The sequence below is a fragment of the Rubripirellula obstinata genome, assembly GCF_001642955.1.
GTDB lineage: Bacteria > Planctomycetota > Planctomycetia > Pirellulales > Pirellulaceae > Rubripirellula > Rubripirellula obstinata.
In genome coordinates this window covers 19,039-40,765 of record NZ_LWSK01000051.1, presented here as the reverse complement: position 1 = coordinate 40,765, position 21,727 = coordinate 19,039, and the positions used below count along the sequence as shown (strand labels likewise).

Sequence of the window (21,727 nt, the reverse complement as noted above, 5' to 3'; positions counted from 1 at the left end):
TCCTTTTGTAATCGCTGCAAGTCACGTTCGAGCTTTGCAAGCGGTTTGGACAGCAGTTGGTCCAGCGTCGATTCTGGCACTCCGAGTAGCCTTTCGAGCAGTTGGATTTGCCCGGCCAATCGTCCTTCCTCGCGTCCTTCTTCACGTCCTTCTTCACGCCCTTCCTGACGTCCTTCCTGACGCCCTTCCTCGCGTCCTTCTTGCTTCCATTGTTGTGCGATTGTTGGCATCAGGTCTTCTCCTTGTTCTTGTAGGGTGTTTTGGACGGCTTCGATAAGTTGATTGCGATTGATCTGATCGGTGCCACTGGAAAGGTAAATCAAGACAGTTTTGAGGCAATCCAGGCCACTGGGTTGCCGGCCGATGTTGGCGAACAGCGTCAAGAAATTGGCAAGGCCATGGGTGGCAAGACCATGGCGCGCGGTCGGGTGGGATTGCTTGGAAGCAAAAGGTATTCCACTGCCGCTAACCGCCAGCACCTTCACACTTGGCATCGTTTTGCCCCTTCATCGTTTTGCCCATCTCGCATCTTATTAGCGTTTTGTTAGCGACCATTAGCGGTTCTTGTTTTAGGCCAATGGTTTACTCGCTCGGTTCAATCAGGCCGATCATTGGGCAAAACGATGTGGGGGCAAAACGATGGTGCGCGTTTGGGTGGGTGATCTCATTCCCGCGGACGTTGATCCAAGTCCTTTTGCAATCGCTGGACGTCCTGCTCAAGCCTTGCCAGCGGCTTAGACAGCAGTTGCTCTAACGTCGATTCTGGCACTCCGAGTAGCCTTTGGAGCAATTGGACTTGCCCGGCCAATCGTCCCTCTTCGCGTCCCTCTTGCTTCCATTGTTGTGCGATTGTTGGCATCAGGTCTTCTCCTTGTTCTTGTAGGGTGTTTTGGACGGCTTCGATAAGCTGATTGCGATTGATCTGATCGGTGCCACTGGAAAGATAAATCAAGACAGTTTTGAGGCAATCCAGGCCACTAGGTTGCCGGCCGATGGTGGCGAACAGTGTTAAGATTTCTGGTAGCTTTTCGGCTAGGTCGCCTCGACGAATGTATTTTAGCAGCAACAGGAACGCTTTCAAATTGGCACGTTCCCGTAACGATTCGTCGGTTTGTTGGCTCAGGTCCAGAATCTCGATGTCGAAATCGGGCGTGAATCTCGCCAGCGATCCCGCCGGTCGCAGCAGATCGTTCATCGTGCGGGCAGTCTTCCACTGATTTTCGCCATGGTACAGCAGCATCGGAATGACCGGACAAAGCGACTCGCCATCGCGCAGCCGCGTCTCCCAAATTCGGACCATGTACTTGAGCATCTGGAACGGAGTCAGGCGGTCCTGGACACTCTTGTGTTCAAAAAGCACATAAACAAGCGCCGCTGATCCGCTGTCGCCCACTTGATCGACTTCGTAGAGCAGGTCCGATTGACTGAGCCGCAATTGGTCGTCGATGTAAGATCCACTGACCAGACGAAGCGAAGCCAAATCGATCTCCGCCAAAACGTCGCCTGGCAAAAACCCCGCAATCAGATCTCGAGCTCGATCAAGCTGCGAGAAGGTCTGAAAGAAAAAGCGATTGTGCGGCCCGGGCAGATTGTCATCACACATCTCCTTAGCCTACCACAAATGAAACGCTCAAATGTGACGATGTGGGCTTCGTTGAGGAGTGAATGTGGGCAAAACGATGAGGGGGCAAAACGATGGTGCGCGGTTGGGTGGGTGATCTCATTCCCGCGGACGTTGATCCAAATCCTTTTGTAATCGCTGCAAGTCACGTTCGAGCTTTGCAAGCGGCTTGGACAGCAGTTGGTCCAGCGTCGATTCTGGCACTCCGAGTAGCCTTTCGAGCAGTTGGATTTGCCCGGCCAATCGTCCTTCCTCGCGTCCTTCCTCACGTCCTTCTTCACGCCCTTCCTGACGTCCTTCCTGACGCCCTTCCTGACGCCCCTCTTCGCGTCCTTCTTGCTTCCATTGTTGTGCGATTGTTGGCATCAGGTCTTCTCCTTGTTCTTGTAGGGTGTTTTGGACGGCTTCGATAAGTTGATTGCGATTGATCTGGTCGGTGCCACTGGAAAGGTAAATCAAGACAGTTTTGAGGCAATCCAGGCCACTGGGTTGCCGACCGATGGTGGCGAACAGCGTCAAGAAATTGGCAAGGCCCTGGCGCGCGGTCGGGTGGGATTGCTTGGAAGCAAAAGGTATTCCACTGCCGCTAACCGCCAGCACCTTCACACTTGGCATCGTTTTGCCCCTTCATCGTTTTGCCCATCTCGCGTCTTATTAGCGTTTTGTTAGCGACCATTAGCGGTTCTTGTTTTAGGCCAATGGTTTAATCAGCCCGATCATTAGGTAAAACGATGTGGGGGCAAAACGATTTTAGACTCGACTATCTTTTGATTAGCTCCACCACGCAACATGGTCTTGCACCTATGGTCTTGCCAGCATGTTGGGCCCGGCCGCTTACGCGATCACGGCTCACGGAACCATTTCAGAGGCAGCGTGCTGGCCCGGCCGCTTACGCGATTCCCGGCTCACGGAACCATTTGAAAAACTGGGTTAGGCTAGGCGGTGGAGTCTTCGGGTGATCCATTCCATGCTTAGCATGGTGGCGATTAGCCACATCAGTGCGGCGTGGGTGCGGCGGGTGAAGTCGATGTCGGGGGTGCCGGGTAGGATCGTGGTTTGGGGTTGGGGTTTTAGGGTTTCGTTTAGGGTGTCCGCGATTTCAGTGTCGGTGGTGGCGTTGTCGATTGGGAAGTATTGGCCGCCGGTGATGGTGGCGTATTGGTTGAGTTCGGTGTCGTTTCGGCGCGGGCGTTCTAATTCGATCGTGGGTAGTCTGACTTGCACGTTTTGACGGAGCAACTGTTCCTCCAGTGCATCGCCTAGTGTTAAACGGATTTCGTAGTTGCCGGCTTCGCGGACGATGAAGCGGCCGCCGTAGGTGCCGGCGCGTGGTTCGCCTTCGAGCGGTGTTAGGGTGAGGTCTTCGATACGGCCGCTGGGAACGAGCAGTTTTGCGGGGACCGCTGGGACGTCCAGGGGCTCGAACTGTTCATCGGTTAGCACGGCACGCACGGTGACCGTGTCGCCCACCATCGCTCTTGTTGAATCGAGCAACAGGATGCCGCGGTTGCTGTCGCGTAGCAAACGTCCTTCGCTGACCCAGCGAATCAGCTTGGTGTAATAGCTGTCGAAGTAGGCGTCGCTTTCGCCACGCAGTCGCCACATTTCGCCACTGCCTTGGAAAAACACTCGGCCGGCACCGTAGAACTGCGACGCCAAGTAAACCGGCAGCGAACCGCCAAGTTCGGTCGTTGGGTCCGAGTAATAGCCGTAGACTTTGGCACCGGGCTTTGCGGATTTTGAATCGGTGTAGTCGTAAACGCCGCTGAAGTTTTCCCAGACATCGAAACTGGATTCGGGTGTTTCGTCGATCCACAAAAATTCGGCTCGGCGTGCTTCGGGCGTCAGTGCGATCGGCCAGGCCGTGTCACCGCCTTGGCGACCGCGAGACAGCAGCGTCGATCCGGTTGAAACGTTGACGGGGAAGAAGCCTGCGATTCTGGAAACACGAGGATCAGTGCGGCGGCGAATCCAACGCGGGTGATAGACCGGGCCGGCAACCAACACCATGCCGCCCGCTTGCTGTGACAACCATCGGTCCAGCAAATCCAATTGCTCGGCCGAGATCGCTGTCCAATCGGGATCGAACATCGCGATCGCGTCGTATTCAAACAGGGCTTCCGCGGTCGGTGGAAATTCGGTGACCAAGTTATCGGCGTCCTGACTGATTCCTTTTTGGCCGGTTTGCAGCCATGCATCAAGTTCGATTGATTTGTCGCGGAACAGCAGGTTGCGAACGAAGCGGTATTCGCGTGTGGGTCCGCCGGCGATGGCCAGGACGCGTAGCTTGCGTGAGACGACTTCGTATCGGGTGCTGCGCAGGTCGTCGCGTTTGTTTTGGTCGGCGGCCGGCGGGACGACGCGAATCGCAAGTCGCCGTCGGCCGACAGATTCGGGCTCGATTTCAAAACGGATGCCCGAAAGGGTGCCGTCGTTGTTGATCGTGACACGCTGGGTATCGACGACGCGACCTTCGATGCCCGATTCGTCACTGTCGCTATTGCTCTGATTGCTGTCAGAACTGCGACTACTATTAGAACTGCGGCCGTTTGCGGAAACGTCCAGGCCGTCGATCAGTTGAACGTCCACGGCGATCGGTTCAGGGCCGCTGGCTTGCAGGACGGCTGTGACGGCGAATTTGTCACCGGGGTAGACGCGTCTGGGGGCGTCCAGATCCACGACGCGAACGTTGACCGGCGCATCGCTGCTGCCCAAGCCGACGGGATAGACCGCGACTTCGCTACGGCTAGCGACGGTGATTGCCGATGCTGCGTCGCTGCCGCCGTTGCCTTGCCCGTCGGAGAGCAACACGATTCCCGCCAGCGTCGATGGGTCATGATCAGCTAGCACGCCGCGCAGCGCGTCGCCGATGTGGCTTTCCGGTGCGGTGGCAGCAACGACGGTGGACCAGTCGTCGATACGCTCGACCGTTTGCTCAGGTGCATCGACCTGGTTTTCATCATCGTCATCGTTTTCTTCATCTGTCTGATCCGATGAAGCCGCACCTAAAATTTCAGCCAAGCTTTGGTCGGTGTAGACGCTGGCGACCGCCCCCAGACCGACGATGCCGACGAACAGGCAGATTGCGGACGCCAAAATCCATGGGCCGACGGGTGATGGCGTTGGCTGTTGGGAAGCTTTGCGGGGTGATGTTGAGACCGGTTTGCTGGAACCTGATCCGAACGCACCGATCAGCAACGAGACGACGCCAAGCAGCAATCCAATGGCGATTAGGGCCGCCGCGAGGATGGCGATTGAGGAAGCGGTTGAGGTGTTGTATGTATCCGTGCTGGAGGATTGGTTTGCAGCGTCGGTGTTGGAGTCTGCTGGGTCGTCGGAATCAAGGCTTCTGGTTTCAAGCAGCGTTGGTTCGGAAGCGTCGCCGAATGCGTAGACTGAAACGCGGTGATTGCTGGCTAACGAATCGATTAGGTCGCTTTTTCCCAGGATTGCGGCGGCGCGTGCATCACGGCTCTGGCTTCCCATCGCTGAGGTCGATGGCAGCGACATGCTTTGGCTGGTGTCGACCAGGATGACGACTTCGCTAGGGCGAGTCAGCATTCGCTGGGTTCGTCGATTGAGGTTGAAAAAGAAGAACACCAATGCCGCGATCGTGGCGAGTCGCAACATCATCAGCGTGACGCGAACGGCGGACGAGAGTTCAGTTGTGTCGCGGCGATAGTAACGAACGCAGGCGTAGAGCAGTGCCGCCAAGCCGACCAGAAGCGTCGCCCACATCCACCAGCCTTCCAGCGTGGTGGCGCGAGTGAATTCGTAGATGATTTGACGCTGGGTCGTGTCGGCGATGGACGGTTGCAGGATTGGCGTAATCATCGTGCGTGACCTCCGCTGGCTGGCGTGGGCGTGGATCCGCGGACGTGGTAGCTGGCCCAGTAGGCGAGTGCCTGTTCGATCGCCAAAAATGCCGCCAGCAGACCGAGCAGCAACAGCGACAATGCTGAATTGCCGGCCGTTTGGTTTTGATTGCTCCAGGCGTTGCTGGTCATGAATTTGACTTCGATCGGCAGCAACGATTGAGAGATCTCGGCCTGGTCGGCTCGCTTCAAGTCACCTTCGCCGATGCGAATCACGCCCGCGGTTGGCGTGATCACCATCGAACCATCGACCGCCATCATCGACCATTCCGAAATGCCCGGACGCAGCCATTGTTCGACGCTGCTATCGCCCGCGATCATCATCTCTTTGGGGTCCAAGCGAATTCGGAACGCTGGCCGGCCGCTGGACGGATCGACTTGATCGGTTTCGTTTCCTTCGGCACCTGATTTGATTTCGATCGCGACGCGGGGCGGTTGGTTTGACGCGGGCACATAAGAAACATCGCCGGTGAACTCTTGCTGCGGCAAAACTCGAACCAGTGGATCGTCAATAAAACGCTGAGTCGGCGACGCAGCACCGCTCCAGAGCAACGCGTTGGATTGCAGCATAAAAACAACGAACGATGGATCGCCGGGCCAATTCGTCCACTCACCATCTAGCCCTGACAACACCGTCACGACACGGCCTTCGCCAACGTTGTGCTGCAACACCCACGGCAAGCCGTCGCGTCGATCGATCACTTGGCGGATTCGAGTATCGGCGTTTGAATTTTCTTCATCTCTATCTTCGTTTTCGTCTTCGACCTTTTCCAGATCGATTTGCCACGACTTTGAAACACCGACCAACGCGAGTGCTGTTTCGCCGGCGGACGCTAGCGGTGCCAGCAACGACTGTGACGATTCCCCCAGTCGCAAATCGGATTCGGTTTCGTCGCCGATCGAAAGCGGCAACGGGTCGTCCAGCAATCCTGGTAACAACCGACGGTCGCGCGTCATCAGGACTTCGTTGTACTGTTTGCTGCTGACTCGTTTCCCCAGGAACCACGCCAAGCCGCCACCGCGTCGCACGTATTGGTCGAGTGCTTCGGCGGCGGCGTCGGTAATTTCGGGAAGGTCGATCAGGTAGATCGCTCGGTAGGCTGCAAGCGATTCCCAGGTCGCCGATCGCAGGAACGCGGGCGGCTTGACGTCGGGGACCGCTCCGATGCGAACTTGTGATCCGGGATCCAGAACGGACGCGACGTGGTAGGCACCGCGAGTGTCCAGGTCGCCGTCGATGACCAGCACTTTTTCGACGTCGGATAGCGGCAACGTGCATGAACGTGTGTTGTCGATCGCAAGCGCGTCGTCGGGCAACGTGACTTCGATCGCGTGCGTTCCAGTTTGCGTGATGAAGACTTGGAACGTTTTGGTCACCTGCTGACCAGCGGCCAACGATTCGATGATGATCGTCGGAAGCGATTCGACTTCACCGCTGACGTAACTGGTGGGATCGACCACGGTGGCACTGGAACCATAGCGAACCACGCGAGCTTGCATGGCGATGTTTTGGGCGGCGATCGAAGAGTAGTTTTTGATCGTGACGTTGATGACGACCGGAACGCCAGCGACCCAGACGTCTTGCACGGGCGAGATGTCGGTGACCGCCAAGTTGGGTGCAGGCGACGCGGCGCAATCGATCATGCGAATCGTGGTGCTGGCGGGCAACCGACGCAGCGATTCGGCTAACCGCTGAGGTGAATCCCAATCGCGGGCACGGAAGTCGCTGGCGATGTAAACGTAAGTCGAATCGGCTGGCGTGTTGTTGACCAATTCGGCGGCCAGGTCCAAGGCGGCGGATAAGTCCGTGCGGATCGGTGAGACTTGAGTGGACATGATGCGAGCGGCCAGCCGTCCGTCGGAGGTGACCGTTTGCGCCGACAGATCAGCGGCGGCGTCACCGGAACTGCTGCCAACGCGGCTGGCCATTGCCGCGCGACTGGATCGCATGACGGTGAGTTGATGGTTGCCGTCGTCGGAAGCGAGTCGGGTGATCAGGTCGTTGAGTGCACTGAGTGAACGTCCGTAAGCGCCGGTCGCGATTCGTTGTCCCGGTTCGGTTGAGGATTCACCGATGTTTTGACTGATCTGGTTGCCGGAACCGATGCTGACGTCGCCCATCGAATAGCTGTCGTCCAGGATGACGACATGATGCGTGGTTGTGCCGCCGAGTATTTGCAGGGCGCGTCCGCCACCGTTCCATCCGCATAGCATCGCAATCAGCAGGATGGCAATCAGGGTGCGAGCTAACAGCAGCAACAGTTGCCTGACGCGTATCCACTTCTTTTGCTTGCGATAACTTTGCAGCAAAAAGTCCATCGCCGCCCATGGCCGACGCTGGTGGCGCAGCATGTTGATCAGGTGTACCAACGGTGGCACCGCGATAAACAAGAATCCGATCGTTAGGGCTGGGAAGAGGAACACTTTGAGCGATTAGCAGTTAGCAGTTAGCGATTAGCGATTAGCTTTTTTGAGTAGGTGGTCGTTTTGTGGTTTGTCTTTTCGAGGCAGGCTAATTGCTAACAGCTAATCGCTAATAGCTCTCTTCCTACTTTTTTAGTTTGGGTAGTGAGGTTCTTGCGTCTAGGAATTTTGCTAGGACGGCGTCTAGCGGGTCACTCGTGCGGACTCCGACGTAATCGATTGACAGACGGCCGCATGACTTTTTGGTTTGGGTGAGAAACTTGTTGAGTGCTTCGAGGTAGCCTTCGCGGAGCGCTCGTGGATTGCAGTTGAGAAAGTCGTCGGACTCGAGGCCCTCGAACTTGGTCGCTCCGGCGAACTCAAAATCTAATTCGTCATCATGCAAGACATGGAACAGCACAACGTCGTGACCTCGGCTGCGCAGGATTCGCAAGCCTTCCATCAGATCGTCCACGCCAAGTAAGTCTGAAATCAGAACCACCAATCCGCGTTTGGGAATCGCCTGGGCGACCTTCTTGGTGACGGCGGGCAAGTCGGTTCGTCCATCGGCACCGACACTGCTTAGCATCGACAGGATGCGGTTCAATTGTTGCTGGTTGCTCTTGGCTTGAACGGTGTTTTGGATTTCTGTGTCGAATGTGTACAGGCCGACGGCATCCTTTTGACGCAGTGCGAGGTAGGCCAATGAAGCGGCGACGGACGCGGAGAAGTCGTACTTGTTGGAATCGCCTTCGCCGTACGCCATGCTGGCCGATTGATCGACCATCAGGGTTAAACGCAGGTTGGTTTCTTCTTCGTATTGTTTGATGTGCAGCTTGTCTTGCCGCGCGTAGACCTTCCAATCGATGTGGCGAATTTCGTCACCAGCGGTGTATTGCCGGTGCTGCAGAAACTCGATCGACTGCCCAAAGTAGGGACTGCGGTGCATGCCTGACAGGAAACCTTCGACGACGCGTCTGGCGGTTAATTCCAGACGACGAATTCGCGTGGTGACCTCAGGACGCAAATATCTTTTGGAATCGGGCATCGCGTGAAAGCTCGTCTTCGGTCGTTGGCGTGGCGTCTACGATTCGCTGGATCACATCATCGCTGGTGATCCCGTCACTCTCGGCGGCAAAGTTGACCACCATTCGGTGACGCAGCACCGGTGCGGCCAGCGCTGCGATGTCATCGACGCTGACATGAAATCGACCCTCCAGCAAAGCACGGGCCTTGCCGCCCAAGATCAAGAACTGAACCGCTCGCGGACCAGCGCCCCAGCCGACCAGGTCATCGACAAAGTCCGGGACGCCTTCGATACCGACGCGTGTTTGACGGACCAATGACAGAGCGTAACGAACGACGTGATCGCTGATCGGAACTTGGCGAACGAGTTGCTGAAGCCGTTTGATTTCTTCGCCGGTCAGCACCGGTTCAACGACTGCCGTTTGGCTGCCGGTGGTTCGCCGAGCGACCTCGAACTCTTCGTCAAAGCTTGGATACTCGACGAAGATCTTGAACATGAACCGGTCCTGCTGCGCCTCGGGCAGCGGGTAGGTGCCTTCTTGTTCGATCGGGTTTTGCGTCGCCAGCACAAAGAACGGGTCGTCGAGTTCGTGACGGTTTCGGCCGACGGTGACCTGACGTTCCTGCATCGCTTCCAGCAGTGACGATTGAGTCTTCGGCGGCGTCCGGTTGATCTCGTCCGCCAACACGATGTTGGCAAACAACGGGCCTTGCATGAAGCGGAAATCACGATGCCCGGTCGATCGGTCTTCTTCCATGATCTCGGTGCCGGTCACGTCGGCGGGCATCAAGTCAGGCGTGAATTGAATGCGGCTGAAGGACAGATCAAGCGTTTTGGCCAGCGTGCTGATCATCAGCGTTTTGGCCAGTCCGGGAACGCCTTCCAGCATCACGTGACCGCGACTGAACAGGCAGATCAGGATCTCGTCGATGACATTTTCTTGTCCGACGATGACCTTGCCGAGTTGCTCGATGATTTTCTTCCGAGCTTCGTGCAGGCGAGCGGCGTCGGCTTCGCTGAGCACTTCTTCTTCAGCCGTCATGCAGGTAGATCCTAGCGAGCGTGTGATTCGTGTATTTCGTACTTAATTCCCAAGTCAGATACAGAATACCAACAATGTCCAGTTGGCGTAGGCGGTGAAGCAGGGCAAGTCAGTTTTTCAAATTAGGTTGTGAGCCGTGATCGCGTAAGCGGCCGGGCCTACGTAAATGCCCGTGGCGTTACCGCCAGCGGCTCACAAGAAATTCCCCAGTGTGAAAAACTGATTTGCCTTGTGGCGGTGAAGACCGAGCGAGTCTAAGGCCCACCACTTTTCGCCACCATTTTTTTGTCTCTAATTTTTTTGTCTAATCTTCCATTGAACCCGCATGTGCCCGATCATTTAGACAAAAAAACTGCGTGCTTGCTCTATCAGATTACGACGCGACTGCTTCGACTTCGGCGGTTTCGATGCTGTCTCGGACTTCGGCTCCGGCGGTCCAGTAGAAGGCGGTGCCGATGATGGCCATCACGAACTTGACCATCTCGAAGACCAACGCGACCAGGGTTCCTGACGCGGCGGTGGGGACGGCGGGGACGATTTTGTACAGCTCGTTGATGGCGGCTTCCAACAATCCGATTCCCGCTGGCGTTAGCGGTAACGCGGACACCAACATCCCGATCGGTACGATCACGAAGTGCTCGGCCAACGTTGGCGGACTGGTGTACAGACCGCGTGCGACGAAATACATGCTGATGACCAACATGCCTTGAACGCCCAGGCTAAGCAGGATCGCGAACCCGAATCCGACCGGGTGATCGTGGAACATCCGCAGCGGAGGGCCGACGGTCGAGACGACTTTGCCGATCACCGGCAAGTCGCTGCCCCAGGTAATCAGTCGATCGACGCCGCGTCCGCCCAGAATCAGGATCGCCAGCACCGCGGTTCCCGATCCAATAAGAATCCCGGTCGCCCATTTGATTTGAGTGATCCCGATCGCCGAATCGTTTGCGATCGTGGATTCGCTGGGGCTGATCAACAAACCGCCCGCGACCAATAAAAGCAGCCCATAAAGCCCACACCCGCGATCGACCAACACTGATGCGACGGCAGCGACTCGTTTACCGGGCCGACGTTTGGCCAGGAAAATCGCCTTAAAAAGGTCTCCACCGACGCTGCCGGCGGACACAAAGCTCAATAAAAAACAGATCGACCCCAGCCGGAACGCTTCCAACATGCTCAATTCAATTCCCTGGCAACGCACCAGCACGCACCAGCGGGTGAACGAAAGACTCATCGCGATCAGCCCGGACGCAAGCGCGGCCAGCAACAACCAGTAATCCTTGGGTTGCTCGGACAGTTGTTGCCACTGTTCTGGTTCAATTCGCCAGATCAGAAATCCGATAATCGCCGCTGGGATTGCGAACTTGAAGGCGGAAAGCAGGATTTTTTTGCGGGTCGATTGCATCGGCTAAGGATAATTGGCGCTCCGTTGCCGTCCAGCGGACACGCGAAATGCGACGGGCGGCCTGCAAATTGCTCTCAGACTTCCCAGAATCCGCATTTGCCCTTCCACCAACGCGAATGCTCTGCCATATTTCTCCGCTCGCCAGGTTTTGGCGTTCTGGCTGATAATCCGTCGATAGGGTCATCAGCCCATCAAATCAATCAGTGCATGCGATCGTCATGCCGCGATTCGACATGCAATCGAGAAAGTAAGAAAGAAGTTATGAGTCTGGCCAAAACGCGAAATATCGGGATCAGTGCCCACATCGACTCGGGCAAAACGACGCTCAGCGAACGAATCCTGTTCTATTCCGGACGCATTCACAAGATCGAAGACGTTCGCGGTGACGGTGACGGGGCCACGATGGATCACATGGATCTGGAACGCGAACGAGGGATCACAATCACCTCGGCCGCGACATCGGTCGAATGGAAGGATCACAAGATCAACCTGATCGACACGCCCGGCCACGTGGACTTTACCGTCGAAGTCGAACGATCGCTGCGAGTTCTGGACGGAGCCGTTTTGGTTCTGTGCAGCGTCGGTGGTGTGCAGTCGCAATCGATCACCGTCGATCGCCAAATGAAACGATACCAGGTTCCTCGTGTTGCGTTCATCAACAAGATGGACCGCACCGGTGCCAACCCGTACAAGGTGGTTCAGCAACTGCGTGACAAACTGCACGCCGACGCGTTCCTGATGCAGATCCCGATCGGTGCCGAAGACAATTTCAAGGGCGTTGTCGACCTGATCAAGATGGTCGCGTATACCCACGAAGGCAACGACGGCGAAAACGTCATCGAAGGCCCGATTCCGGCTGACTTGCAAGACGAAGCCGAAGCGAAACGCATGGAAATGCTGGAAGCACTTTCGATGTACGACGATTCGCTGATGGAAATGCTGTTGTCCGAAGAAGAGCCAACGGTCGAACAGATTTACAAAATCACTCGTTCGGCGGTTCTGAACGGAGCGACACCCGTTTATTGCGGAAGTGCTTACAAGAACAAGGGCGTTCAGCCGTTGTTGGACGCAGTCAATCAATACCTGCCAAGCCCTCTGGACCGCGAAATCCACGGCCGTGATCCTGAAAACGAAGAGATCAAAATCCCTCTGCTTCCCGATCCGAAGGCTAAGTTTGTCGGAATGGGTTTCAAGATCGCTGACGATCAATTCGGTCAGTTAACTTTTATGCGTATCTATCAAGGTACGATCGAAAAGGGCGGCACTTACGTCAACCAACGTACTGGCCGCAGCGAACGGTTCAGCCGCATCGTGCGAATGCACAGTGACAAGCGTGAAGAAATCGAGAGTGCATCCGCGGGCGACATTATCGCCATCATGGGCATCGACGCTGCCTCCGGTGACACGTACTGTGCTGAACGTGATCAATGCACGCTGGAATCCATGTTCGTGCCGGATCCTGTGATCAAGGTTGCGGTTGAGCCCAAGAATCGTGGCGACGGCGACAAGATGGGCAAGGCTCTGCAACGTTTCCGCAAGGAAGACCCGACGTTCCGCGTGTTCAGTGACGAGGAAACCGGCGAAATTCTGATCAGCGGAATGGGCGAACTTCACTTGGAAGTTTATGTCGAACGTATTCGTCGCGAATACGGCGTGGATATCGAAGTCGGTGCACCAAAGGTCAGCTACCGCGAAAGCCCGACCAAGGAAGTCACGTTCGACTACAAGCACAAGAAGCAATCGGGTGGTTCGGGTCAGTACGCTCATATCAAGGGCACCCTGACGCCGATCGAATCCGACAGCGAAGATTCGTTCGAGTTCGAGGACAAGGTTACCGGCGGACGCATTCCGAAGCAGTACATTCCGGCTGTGGAAAAGGGTTTCCGCGACAGTCTTGGCAAGGGCCCCGTGGCCGAGTATCCCGTGGTGGGAACCAAGATCGTCTTGGAAGACGGTACTTATCACGACGTTGACTCGTCGGAAAAGGCTTTCTATACCGCCGCCCAAGGGTGCTTCCGCGAGTACTTCCGTCAAGCCGGTCCAAAGCTGCTGGAACCGATCATGAACGTCGAAATTGAATGCCCTGAATCGTTCCAAGGCTCGGTCGTCGGCGACGTGACCAAGCGGCGCGGTGTGATGTCGGCATCAGACGTCTTGGACGGCAACTGTGTTATCCAAGCCGAAGTGCCGTTGGCCGAAACGTTTGGTTACGCAACTGACCTTCGCAGTATGACGCAGGGCCAAGGAACGTTCACAATGGAATTGGCAACCTTCCGCCAAGTCCCATCGAACATCCAAGAAGAGATCATCGCCAAGAAGCAACAAGAATTGGCGGAAGCCAAGTAGTCGATCGATCGAAGTTGAATCTAAAAAGAAGGCGACGCCGTTGTTCCGACACGGCATCGCCTTTTTTCTTTGGCGGTCAGCTTTGGTGAACCGCTTTGGTGAGCCGCGACGCGTAAGCGGCCGGGCATACCTTTGGCGGTCAGCTTTGGTGCGCCGCTTTCGTGAGCCGCGACGCGTAAGCGGCCGGGCATACCGCATTGCCCGGCCGCTCACGCGTCGCGGCTCACTGTCACCGCTTCGCGGCTGATTTGAGTTCCACCAATACACTGCCACCCCAAGAGAACTCCCCCATGACAGTCCAATGGTTTCCTGGCCACATGCACAAGGCTCGGCTGGAAATGCAGTCGATGTTGCCGAAGGTCAATGTCGTGATTGAAGTGCTGGATGCTCGGATTCCCTATTCGAGCGAGAATCCGTTGCTGGCGGAATTGCGTGGCGATAAGCCTTGTTTGAAATTGCTCTGCAAAAGCGACTTGGCGGACGAGTCGATGACGGCAGTTTGGCAACAGCATTTCAACGATACCGAGCATGTTCGTGCGCACGTGACCACGACCGAAGATGTGCCCACGATTCGCGAGATCAAACGAATCATCAAACGCATGGCGGTCGATCGAAAAGACCGGTCGATTTTGGCCATGATTGTGGGCATCCCAAATGTTGGCAAGTCAACGATCATCAATTACCTCGCCGGTAAAAAGGTAGCCAAGACGGGCAACACGCCTGCGGTCACCAAGCAACAACAAAAAGTGATCATCGGTGACGGCATCACGTTGCTGGACACGCCCGGGATGATGTGGCCCAACGTCCACAACGCTCGCAGCGGTTACCGATTGGCGTTGTTGGGCACGATAAAAGAAACCGCGATGGATTACGCCGACATCGGTTTCTTCGCGGCAAAATACATGCTGGCCGAATACCCGGATCGTTTCGTCGCTCGCTACGATCTGGACGAAACACCCAAGACTGAATTGGAAGCGATCGAAGCGATCGGTCGCCGGCGCGGTTGTTTGGGCAAAAGCAATATGGTGGACATCGACCGAGCGTCACGGATCCTGGTAACCGAACTTCGCAGCGGAGAATTCGGACGCCTAACCCTGGAAACGCCCAAGATGATGGCGTACGAGCGAGCTGAAACCGCCCGCGAGGTCGCGGAAAAAGAAGCCAAGGCAAGCGAAAGGGATCTAAAACGCAAAAAACGTTTCCGAGACAAACAACGAGCCCAACGCAAGTCACGCGAAATGGAATGAACCAAAGTAGGCCGTAGCGAGTGAAGCGAGTTACGGCGTTACGCGCCAGAGGGATCGCAAAAAAGAATTGGGCAAAACGATGGAGGGGCAAAACGATGGTGCGCAGCCATCGTGTGAAATACGAACCGAAAGACAGCGCACCATCGTTTTGCCCCACCATCGTTTTGCCCTAAAAGCCCGCAGACCGTGAAACTGCGAAACTTGCCAGGTCCACGATCGGGGTGGAATTTGCTGCCGAATTTTCCTATCTATGTTTCACAGGATTCTCTTCGCACGACTCCCCCATCAGGCAAAGCGGTCACGATGACCTCAATTAAGATCTATCTTGGTCGCACCAGCAAGACGCTGGATACGCTGAAACGCCCACTCAAATCGCTGATGTTGGTCGGCGTGCTGTTGATGCTGGTTGGTCAATCCAGCCAAGCGCAGAACATCGTTTACCCGAATTCCTATCCGGTCAATTCGTATCCTGTTCATTCTTATCCGGCTAGTTCACCGCACGTTTATTCAGAACAGATCATTTCTGAACGGGTGATCGGTCCGTCAACGCCGACACATCCGGTCATCCAGAATGGCGTCACCTCTTACCCGACTCATTCTTATCCCGTCACGTCGCAACCAACCACAACGCTATCGACTCCTTCGCGGATTATCTCCGAAGCAATTCCGACTGCTTCGTCGAACAACCGACGCATGCCAACGATGCGTCGCGACAATCGGCAATCGTTCATCCAACTTGATGATGACACGCAACTGGCTAGTACCAAACTGTACGATTCACGCTCGCGTTATTCGGCTGAGAATCCGTTTTCGCAGACCAACGATCGACAACAAATCCCCTTTGAACAACGTCGATCTCCCTACCGAATCGAAGCGATCCAAGAAGCTCTGCGGGCGGCTGATCAACTCAGACGAAGAGCGGAAACATCGGCTCCGGTGGTTGCGGACGTCTGCTTAGAAAACGCAAGCTTCGCTGACCAATGGATCGCCCTGGCTGAATCGTACAACGAATTAGCCACGCGAGTACACGACGCCAACGCACAACTGTTTGCAACCACGCAAGATTTTGAAGACGCGACGACCAAGCTAAACAATTACGGGTTAACGCCCACGGTCGGATTATTGCTGCAGCAAAAACGCGAGCAATTGGACCGCTGGAAAGTCATCGATTCAGAGATTTTGTTCGCCGACGAAGAATTGAAACGTTCGCGACAGCAGCAGCTAGAACTTGAAATGGTTCGCTACGACGGATCCGATGCGGTCGTCCAATCAGCACAGGTTCTGGCCGATGCAAATCTGGATTCCAACAATCGGCAAAACAGTCACCTCACTTCTCAGGTCCACGATTTGTTGGTCCGCCGCGGGCAATGGTTGCAAGCTCTCGGTCAAGGATATCGCGACTACCGCGAAAAGCTTGGCGAGCTCGATTCAACGACGACGGCATCCAACCAGTTGACGGACGATTATCGCAAGCTGATCGATCGTCACGTGATGTGGATCCCCAGCGATGAACCGGCCAGCATCGCTGACTTCCGAAATCTTGGCGGCGGATTTGGTGCCTTGTTCAATTTTCGACGCAGCGAAGACTTTGGTCCAACGCTCCAACGGAAAATCGATTCCAGTGCAACTGGCAGTTTGTCTTTGCTGATCGGTTTGGTACTGATTCTGATCGTCCGCTGGCGAGCCAAGTCATGGTTGATCGGCATTGGAAACCGAAAACGAATGCGTGAAGTTGCCGCGAAATGGCGAAAGGTTGCTGCTGGCTTTTTAACCGTGCTGGTTGCGATTGCATTTCCAGCGGTCTTTTACGTAATTGCGCGTTGGTTGGGTTCGGGGATTGTTTCTGAAGCGACTCTCGATGCATCGGGTGGTTTTTATGCGGCTAGTTTGGTCGCGTTTGCGATCGAGGTTCCGCGGCAACTGCTTCGCAATTATGGATACTTGGACAAGCACGTCGAAATCGATTTGCCACGACGCACCAACGCACTGCGGTTTTTGTCGGTCATCGGACTCGGGCTAGTCGTTGCTGCATACACCGTCAAAGTCATGGGTGCAGTCGATCATGGGATGTGGCGAGGATCGCTGGCTCGGCTTGTGTTCATTTTGGCAATGTTGTTGGTCGCTTGGACGGCACATTTGTCGCTGAAGCCCAAGGGTGGTTTCCTGGAACCGCTGATCGCGAAGTATGGCAGCAAAGTCGTTCACCGCCTGCGGTTTTTGATGTACTTGGCCTGCATCGCCTTCCCCGCTGCGATGATTGTGCTGTCGTTGATGGGTTACGGATTCACGGCAAATGAATTTATTGAACGCGCGATCGTGACGATGACCAGCGTTTTGGTTGCAGCGACGTTGTGGTCGGCGATCAAGATCGTTTGTGCGCATGGTTGGCAGCGATTAACCGGCGCGACACCTCCACCGCGTCGGTTCGACGAATACGGCGAGATTCCGGCGGACAATGAATCGGTCACGGGTGCCTTGGGCGAACACTTTTTGGAACTAAAACATCACCTGGCGTTTCTGTGCCAGTGCGTGCTGATCTTGTCAGCACTGGTTTGCTTGGGTTGGTTGTGGGTCGATGTTTTCCCGAACGTCCGGATGGGGAACCCGGTGGTTTGGTCGGTCCAGAGTGAAGTTGCGGTCGCGGCATTGGATTCCAGCAACCCATCGCTTGCAGCGACTCGGATGGAAACGACTGATATCCGCTTGATGCATTTATTGATGGCCGCGGCGACCCTGTTTGTCGCTTTCCAGCTAGCCAAGTTGTTGCCCGCCCTCTTCGACGCACTTGTTTTGCAACACGTTTCGTTCGACGAAGCGATGGAGCACTTTTCGTTGGTCCTGGGGCGATGTTTGTTGTTTGGAATCGGCTGCGTGATCGCTTGCAGCTTGATTGGTGTCCGCTGGCAAACAATTCAGTGGTTGGCGGTTGGGCTGACCATCGGTTTAGGGTTCGGATTGCAGGACATGGTCCGTAATCTGTTTGGCGGGTTGATTGTTTTGTTTGAAAAACCGGCCAAGCTTGGTGACCTGATCACGGTTGGCAAAGTGACGGGCCGAGTTTCATTCCAGAAGCTTCGCACGACGGTTTTGTCGGATGACGAAGGCCGCGAAGTCGTGGTGCCGAATAAGAACTTTGTCAGCGAACATGTGGTTAACTGGATGGGAGCGGGTCGGTTGAGCGTGATTCCGATCGAGGTGGCAGTGAAGCGGGACATACGTTCTGCGGACGTTTGCCGAACGCTTCACGAATTGGTCATCGAACAGCCCGATGTGCTGCTGACGCCCGCACCCCAAGCAACGTTGGTCTGCGTCGGACAACGCTCGCAGCGGATCGAGGTTCGAGCTTGGATCGAGGAAGGTCAGAATGCGGAAAGGTACCGCGATAGCTTGCTAAGTACCGTTCGCAAGTTCTTGCGTGAAAAGAACATGCTGACGTCAAGCCAGCCCTCGCAACCTGAGATGCGAACGCAAAGCGACGATTCGCGTCGGAGCCGAACGCGGGCACGGTCGGCGTAGAGCGTCCATCAACGCAATTGCCGGAACTGCGCCAAGCTTGTTCCGGCCTACAAAGACTAAGTTCGGTAACACCGTAGGCCGGAACAAGCACAGCGCAGTTCCGGCAATTCAACAACCTAACATGCTATTGCCGGAACTGCGCTAAGCTTGTTCCGGCCTACGTTGCTACGTTGCTATATTGAGCTACACACTCAACCCTTCAAGCTCTCGCTCGATCTCATCGACTCGGTAACCGAAGCCGTTGCCTTGGATGGTTGATAGATCGATCTTTCCGTTGCGGCGACAATAGAGTCCTGGATGGATTTCCGCTTCGGGCGTAGAGGCGTCGGGGTAAAACTGCATGCCGTTGGTTTCCACGCCCATGATCGTTCCAGCGTGACTGGCCAGCAGCACGTGTGGGATCTGAGCCAGCATTGGATTGGTCAGATCTTGCACCATCAATGACATTCCATGTGCCTTCGCCCAACACAGACTCAAGATCGCTCCGGTCAACGTCTTGCATGTTTTCAACGCGACGCCGTTCCAGCCGAGTTCTCGCCCCATCCGAATCATTTTCCAATCATGAGCACTTTCGTCCATGAAAAGCGGTTTGCGTGATGCGGTGCTGTGAACGTCGATTCGATGATGTTCCAATTCGTACGGAAACGGTTGTTCGACATACAAAATCATTTGATACAACCGCGGATGCTCGTCTCTTAACAGATCGAGAATCTCGTTGACATAATCGGGCTCTGTCACCGTGCAATTGAAATCGCAGGTCAACCAAGTCACGTCTTGGGCGACCGCGATTTTGCCAACGCGGACAATGCGATCGATGTCCCAGGCTGAATCGTTTCCGCAAAGCTTGATCTTCAGAAACTTCAGGCCGTCGCGGTCAATCCACTGCGGCAACGTCACCGGGTAGCCGTCGTCAGGTTCGTCGCCCAGTCGTTCCTGATCGTCCAGCAAGTCTTTTCCGCCAACGAGATGGCAGGCGACCAGATCGTCTTTGCGTGGAACCAAAAAATCGGATGGGAACTTGCCAGCGAAAGAGATGTCGGTGCCGGCGGCAGGTTCGAGGTAATGCGACAGGTCGTGGTCCATCAATTCCGACGTGAAGGTGTCGAAAACTGGCAAGCCAATCAGTTTGGCGTAGGCATCGTGCAACGCCAAGTCAAACGCGGAACAGCAAACCAACGCCGCCAACCAAGGCATCGCCTCGGTTGATCGTGATTCGTTGAATTCAGACAACAACGCCGGCAATCGGTTTTCAAGAAACTGATGGCCGACTTCGATTGCTTGACTTGGCGGAACGGATTCGCACCAGGCATCGGCCAGCAACTGACAAAAGTCCAGCATTGCGTCGTTGCGTTCGCCGTAAGTCAGATCGCTGGGCCACGCCCATTGCACATTCAAAGGTGTCTCGCCCCAACCGTCGGCACTTTGTCCTTCGTCGTTTGAAACTACCATTCGCACCCGAGCACAGGTGACGTTGGTCAGGATTTCGCGGCCAAACTTGAACGGGACGCGGGTTTCGACGGGCAGAAAATAAAGGTCAGTCGAGGCCGGTGAAATTTTGTTTTTCATGTCGTTCCCATGTGGTCGCCAATTTTGGCGTAGAGTTCGCGTTGCATGCTGGATTGATGAATCAGGTCATCATCGAATCGGATCGCTCCGGGTTCAAAGATCATGATGGTCGATGAGCCACCAAAGCGAAAGAAGCCCTTTTCTTGACCTTTGGAAACAGCCGTTCCGGGTTCGTACGTTTGACAGATTCCGCCGACGCAGGTGGCACCAATCTCCATCACCAAAACGGTGCCAAACGAATCCGTTTCCAATTCAGTCACGCAGCGTTTGTTCTCGGTGAAAATGTGAATGTTTTGTCGCAGCGCAATCGGGTTGACTGAAAACAGTGGCCCGTTGATTAACCGCGTGGGGCCTGGCGTGCCGGCAACGGGAAAGTGAAACCGGTGATAATCGACGGGGCATAATCGCGACAGCAGCAGACTGCCGTTTGAAAACCGCTTGGCCAGCCCGTCGTCTTGCAAAAGTTGCGGCAGGTCAAACATTTGGCCTTTGACGAACAGCCCGTCGCACTGCGCAAGATCAGGAACGCAGAGGTGACGTCCATCGGCCGGAAACACTGCCGAGTTTGGATCAGCGTCGATCGGCCGGGCGTCTGGTTTTAGTTTGCGAAAGAAGAATTCGTTGAAGCTTCCATACTGATCCGGATGCTCGACAAACTCGTCGGGATCGAGACCGTATTCCTGGATGAATGGAGCGATCTTTTCGCGCGATCCTGGTCGGTCCATTCGCCAACCGTACCAGTGCGAGAACAAGGTACGTTTGACCACCGTGTTCAGCGATATTCGACCGGCCAATGTTCCGTAGGTCCAGCGAAGAGCACTGTCCCCGTAAACTTTTTCTTGACAGGTTTTGTCGAGGTACCGATCGTGATAAAGAATTTCGTCCACGCGTCGAAAGCTTAGGAATTGTTCCCAGATAACTTTATAAGATTGGACTCAAAAAATCCCAACCCGAATGCGCAAGCGAGGGATTCCCTACCAGGCAAGATCCCTCGCTGACGCATTCGGGTTGGGATTGAGTTTGGGAAAATAATTCCGTCCGGTTGCTTAAATGCCCGAACGCACGACGCCGACGGCGATACCGATAACCTTGGCATCTTGAACGTAGATCGGTTCCATCGATGCGTTGGCTGGCTGCAGACGAATCCGGTGTCCTTCTGGATACCAGTACTTCAGCGTCGCTTCACCATCGCTGGTTTGCGCGACCACCATCTGGCCGGTTTCTGCATTGTCGGCTTTTTGAATGACGACATAATCGCCATCAGCAATGTGTGCTTCGATCATCGAATCACCGGAGACCTGCAAGATGAATCGATCATCCTTGAACAGCATCTCGCTAAAATCGACACGATCGTTTTGTTCCAACGCCAAAGTTGTTGGGCCCGCTGCGACGATTCCAGCCATCGGCATTGCGTGACCGCTTCGGTCAGCGGTTTGCGTTAGCTCGATCGCACGTGACTTATTGGGACTGCGAGTGATCAGCCCTTTTCGCTCGAGAGCACGAAGGTGACACATAACACCGTTGGGACTTTTGATTCCAAAGTGTTCACCAATTTCACGAACGGTTGGTCCGTAACCACGTTTAACGATTAGGTCGCGAAGCATGTCGTAAACGTTTTGCTGGCGATCAGTAAGGTTGTTCGACATCTATTCATCCTCGCAAGGTCGCCCCGGCAACTT

The 21,727-nt window shown here is 55.3% G+C and carries 14 protein-coding genes; 3 read left to right on the top strand and 11 right to left on the bottom strand.

The features are described 5' to 3' along the window. From RC85_RS13900 to RC85_RS13865, 8 genes are all read right to left on the bottom strand, one after another. The coding region (locus tag RC85_RS13900; RefSeq protein WP_202907970.1) for a hypothetical protein at positions 1–494 on the bottom strand (494 nt) is incomplete at its 3' end. Positions 495–664: 170 nt separating this feature from the next. Further along, on the bottom strand, positions 665–1,603 hold the full coding sequence (locus RC85_RS13895) for an Rpn family recombination-promoting nuclease/putative transposase (RefSeq protein ID WP_068263809.1): 939 nt from the start codon (positions 1,601–1,603) through the stop codon (positions 665–667). 117 nt (positions 1,604–1,720) lie between these two features. After that, the gene (locus RC85_RS28265; protein ID WP_084422652.1) at positions 1,721–2,236 is read right to left on the bottom strand and encodes a hypothetical protein; all 516 of its coding nucleotides are present in this window, start codon (positions 2,234–2,236) and stop codon (positions 1,721–1,723) included. 315 nt (positions 2,237–2,551) lie between these two features. Continuing rightward, the gene (locus RC85_RS13885) at positions 2,552–5,455 is read right to left on the bottom strand and encodes a hypothetical protein (protein WP_068263807.1); all 2,904 of its coding nucleotides are present in this window, start codon (positions 5,453–5,455) and stop codon (positions 2,552–2,554) included. Next, the gene (locus RC85_RS13880) at positions 5,452–7,920 is read right to left on the bottom strand and encodes a BatA domain-containing protein (protein ID WP_084422651.1); all 2,469 of its coding nucleotides are present in this window, start codon (positions 7,918–7,920) and stop codon (positions 5,452–5,454) included. Before RC85_RS13880 ends, RC85_RS13885 begins: the two co-directional genes overlap by 4 nt. Positions 7,921–8,044: 124 nt before the next feature. Beyond that, positions 8,045–8,926, bottom strand: coding sequence for a DUF58 domain-containing protein (locus tag RC85_RS13875; RefSeq protein ID WP_068263802.1), 882 nt, complete (start codon positions 8,924–8,926; stop codon positions 8,045–8,047). After that, on the bottom strand, positions 8,916–9,968 hold the full coding sequence (locus RC85_RS13870; protein WP_068263799.1) for an AAA family ATPase: 1,053 nt from the start codon (positions 9,966–9,968) through the stop codon (positions 8,916–8,918). The genes RC85_RS13875 and RC85_RS13870 overlap by 11 nt, the downstream gene beginning before the upstream one ends. A 373-nt stretch (positions 9,969–10,341) precedes the next feature. Then, entirely contained in the window at positions 10,342–11,373 is a 1,032-nt protein-coding gene (locus RC85_RS13865) for a lysylphosphatidylglycerol synthase transmembrane domain-containing protein (RefSeq protein WP_068263796.1), read from the bottom strand. Between the two features lie 261 nt (positions 11,374–11,634). On the opposite strand from RC85_RS13865, the gene fusA reads away from it, so the two are divergent. The 3 genes from fusA (at position 11,635) to RC85_RS13850 (ending at position 18,482) form a co-directional block, all read left to right on the top strand. Then, positions 11,635–13,719, top strand: coding sequence for an elongation factor G (gene fusA, locus RC85_RS13860; protein WP_068263811.1), 2,085 nt, complete (start codon positions 11,635–11,637; stop codon positions 13,717–13,719). Positions 13,720–14,009: 290 nt separating this feature from the next. Further along, positions 14,010–14,966 (top strand): ribosome biogenesis GTPase YlqF, encoded by a 957-nt coding sequence (gene ylqF, locus RC85_RS13855; protein ID WP_068263793.1) that lies wholly within the window; start codon positions 14,010–14,012, stop codon positions 14,964–14,966. A 303-nt stretch (positions 14,967–15,269) separates the two neighbouring features. Beyond that, positions 15,270–18,482: a mechanosensitive ion channel domain-containing protein gene (locus tag RC85_RS13850; RefSeq protein ID WP_235033464.1), complete on the top strand. Its 3,213-nt coding sequence runs from the start codon at positions 15,270–15,272 to the stop codon at positions 18,480–18,482. A 183-nt stretch (positions 18,483–18,665) separates the two neighbouring features. Here the strand turns inward: RC85_RS13850 and RC85_RS13845 are convergent, their stop codons facing one another. The 3 genes from RC85_RS13845 to lexA all read right to left on the bottom strand — a co-directional run bounded on the left by RC85_RS13845 (position 18,666) and on the right by lexA (position 21,694). Beyond that, positions 18,666–20,048 carry an enolase C-terminal domain-like protein gene (locus tag RC85_RS13845; protein WP_068263790.1) on the bottom strand — a complete coding sequence of 461 codons (1,383 nt, stop codon included), beginning with the start codon at positions 20,046–20,048 and terminating at the stop codon, positions 18,666–18,668. Then, the gene (asd, locus tag RC85_RS13840) at positions 20,045–20,935 is read right to left on the bottom strand and encodes an archaetidylserine decarboxylase (protein WP_068263788.1); all 891 of its coding nucleotides are present in this window, start codon (positions 20,933–20,935) and stop codon (positions 20,045–20,047) included. Before asd ends, RC85_RS13845 begins: the two co-directional genes overlap by 4 nt. Positions 20,936–21,094: 159 nt before the next feature. Then, positions 21,095–21,694 (bottom strand): transcriptional repressor LexA, encoded by a 600-nt coding sequence (gene lexA / locus RC85_RS13835; RefSeq protein WP_068263785.1) that lies wholly within the window; start codon positions 21,692–21,694, stop codon positions 21,095–21,097. Positions 21,695–21,727: the final 33 nt, after the last annotated feature.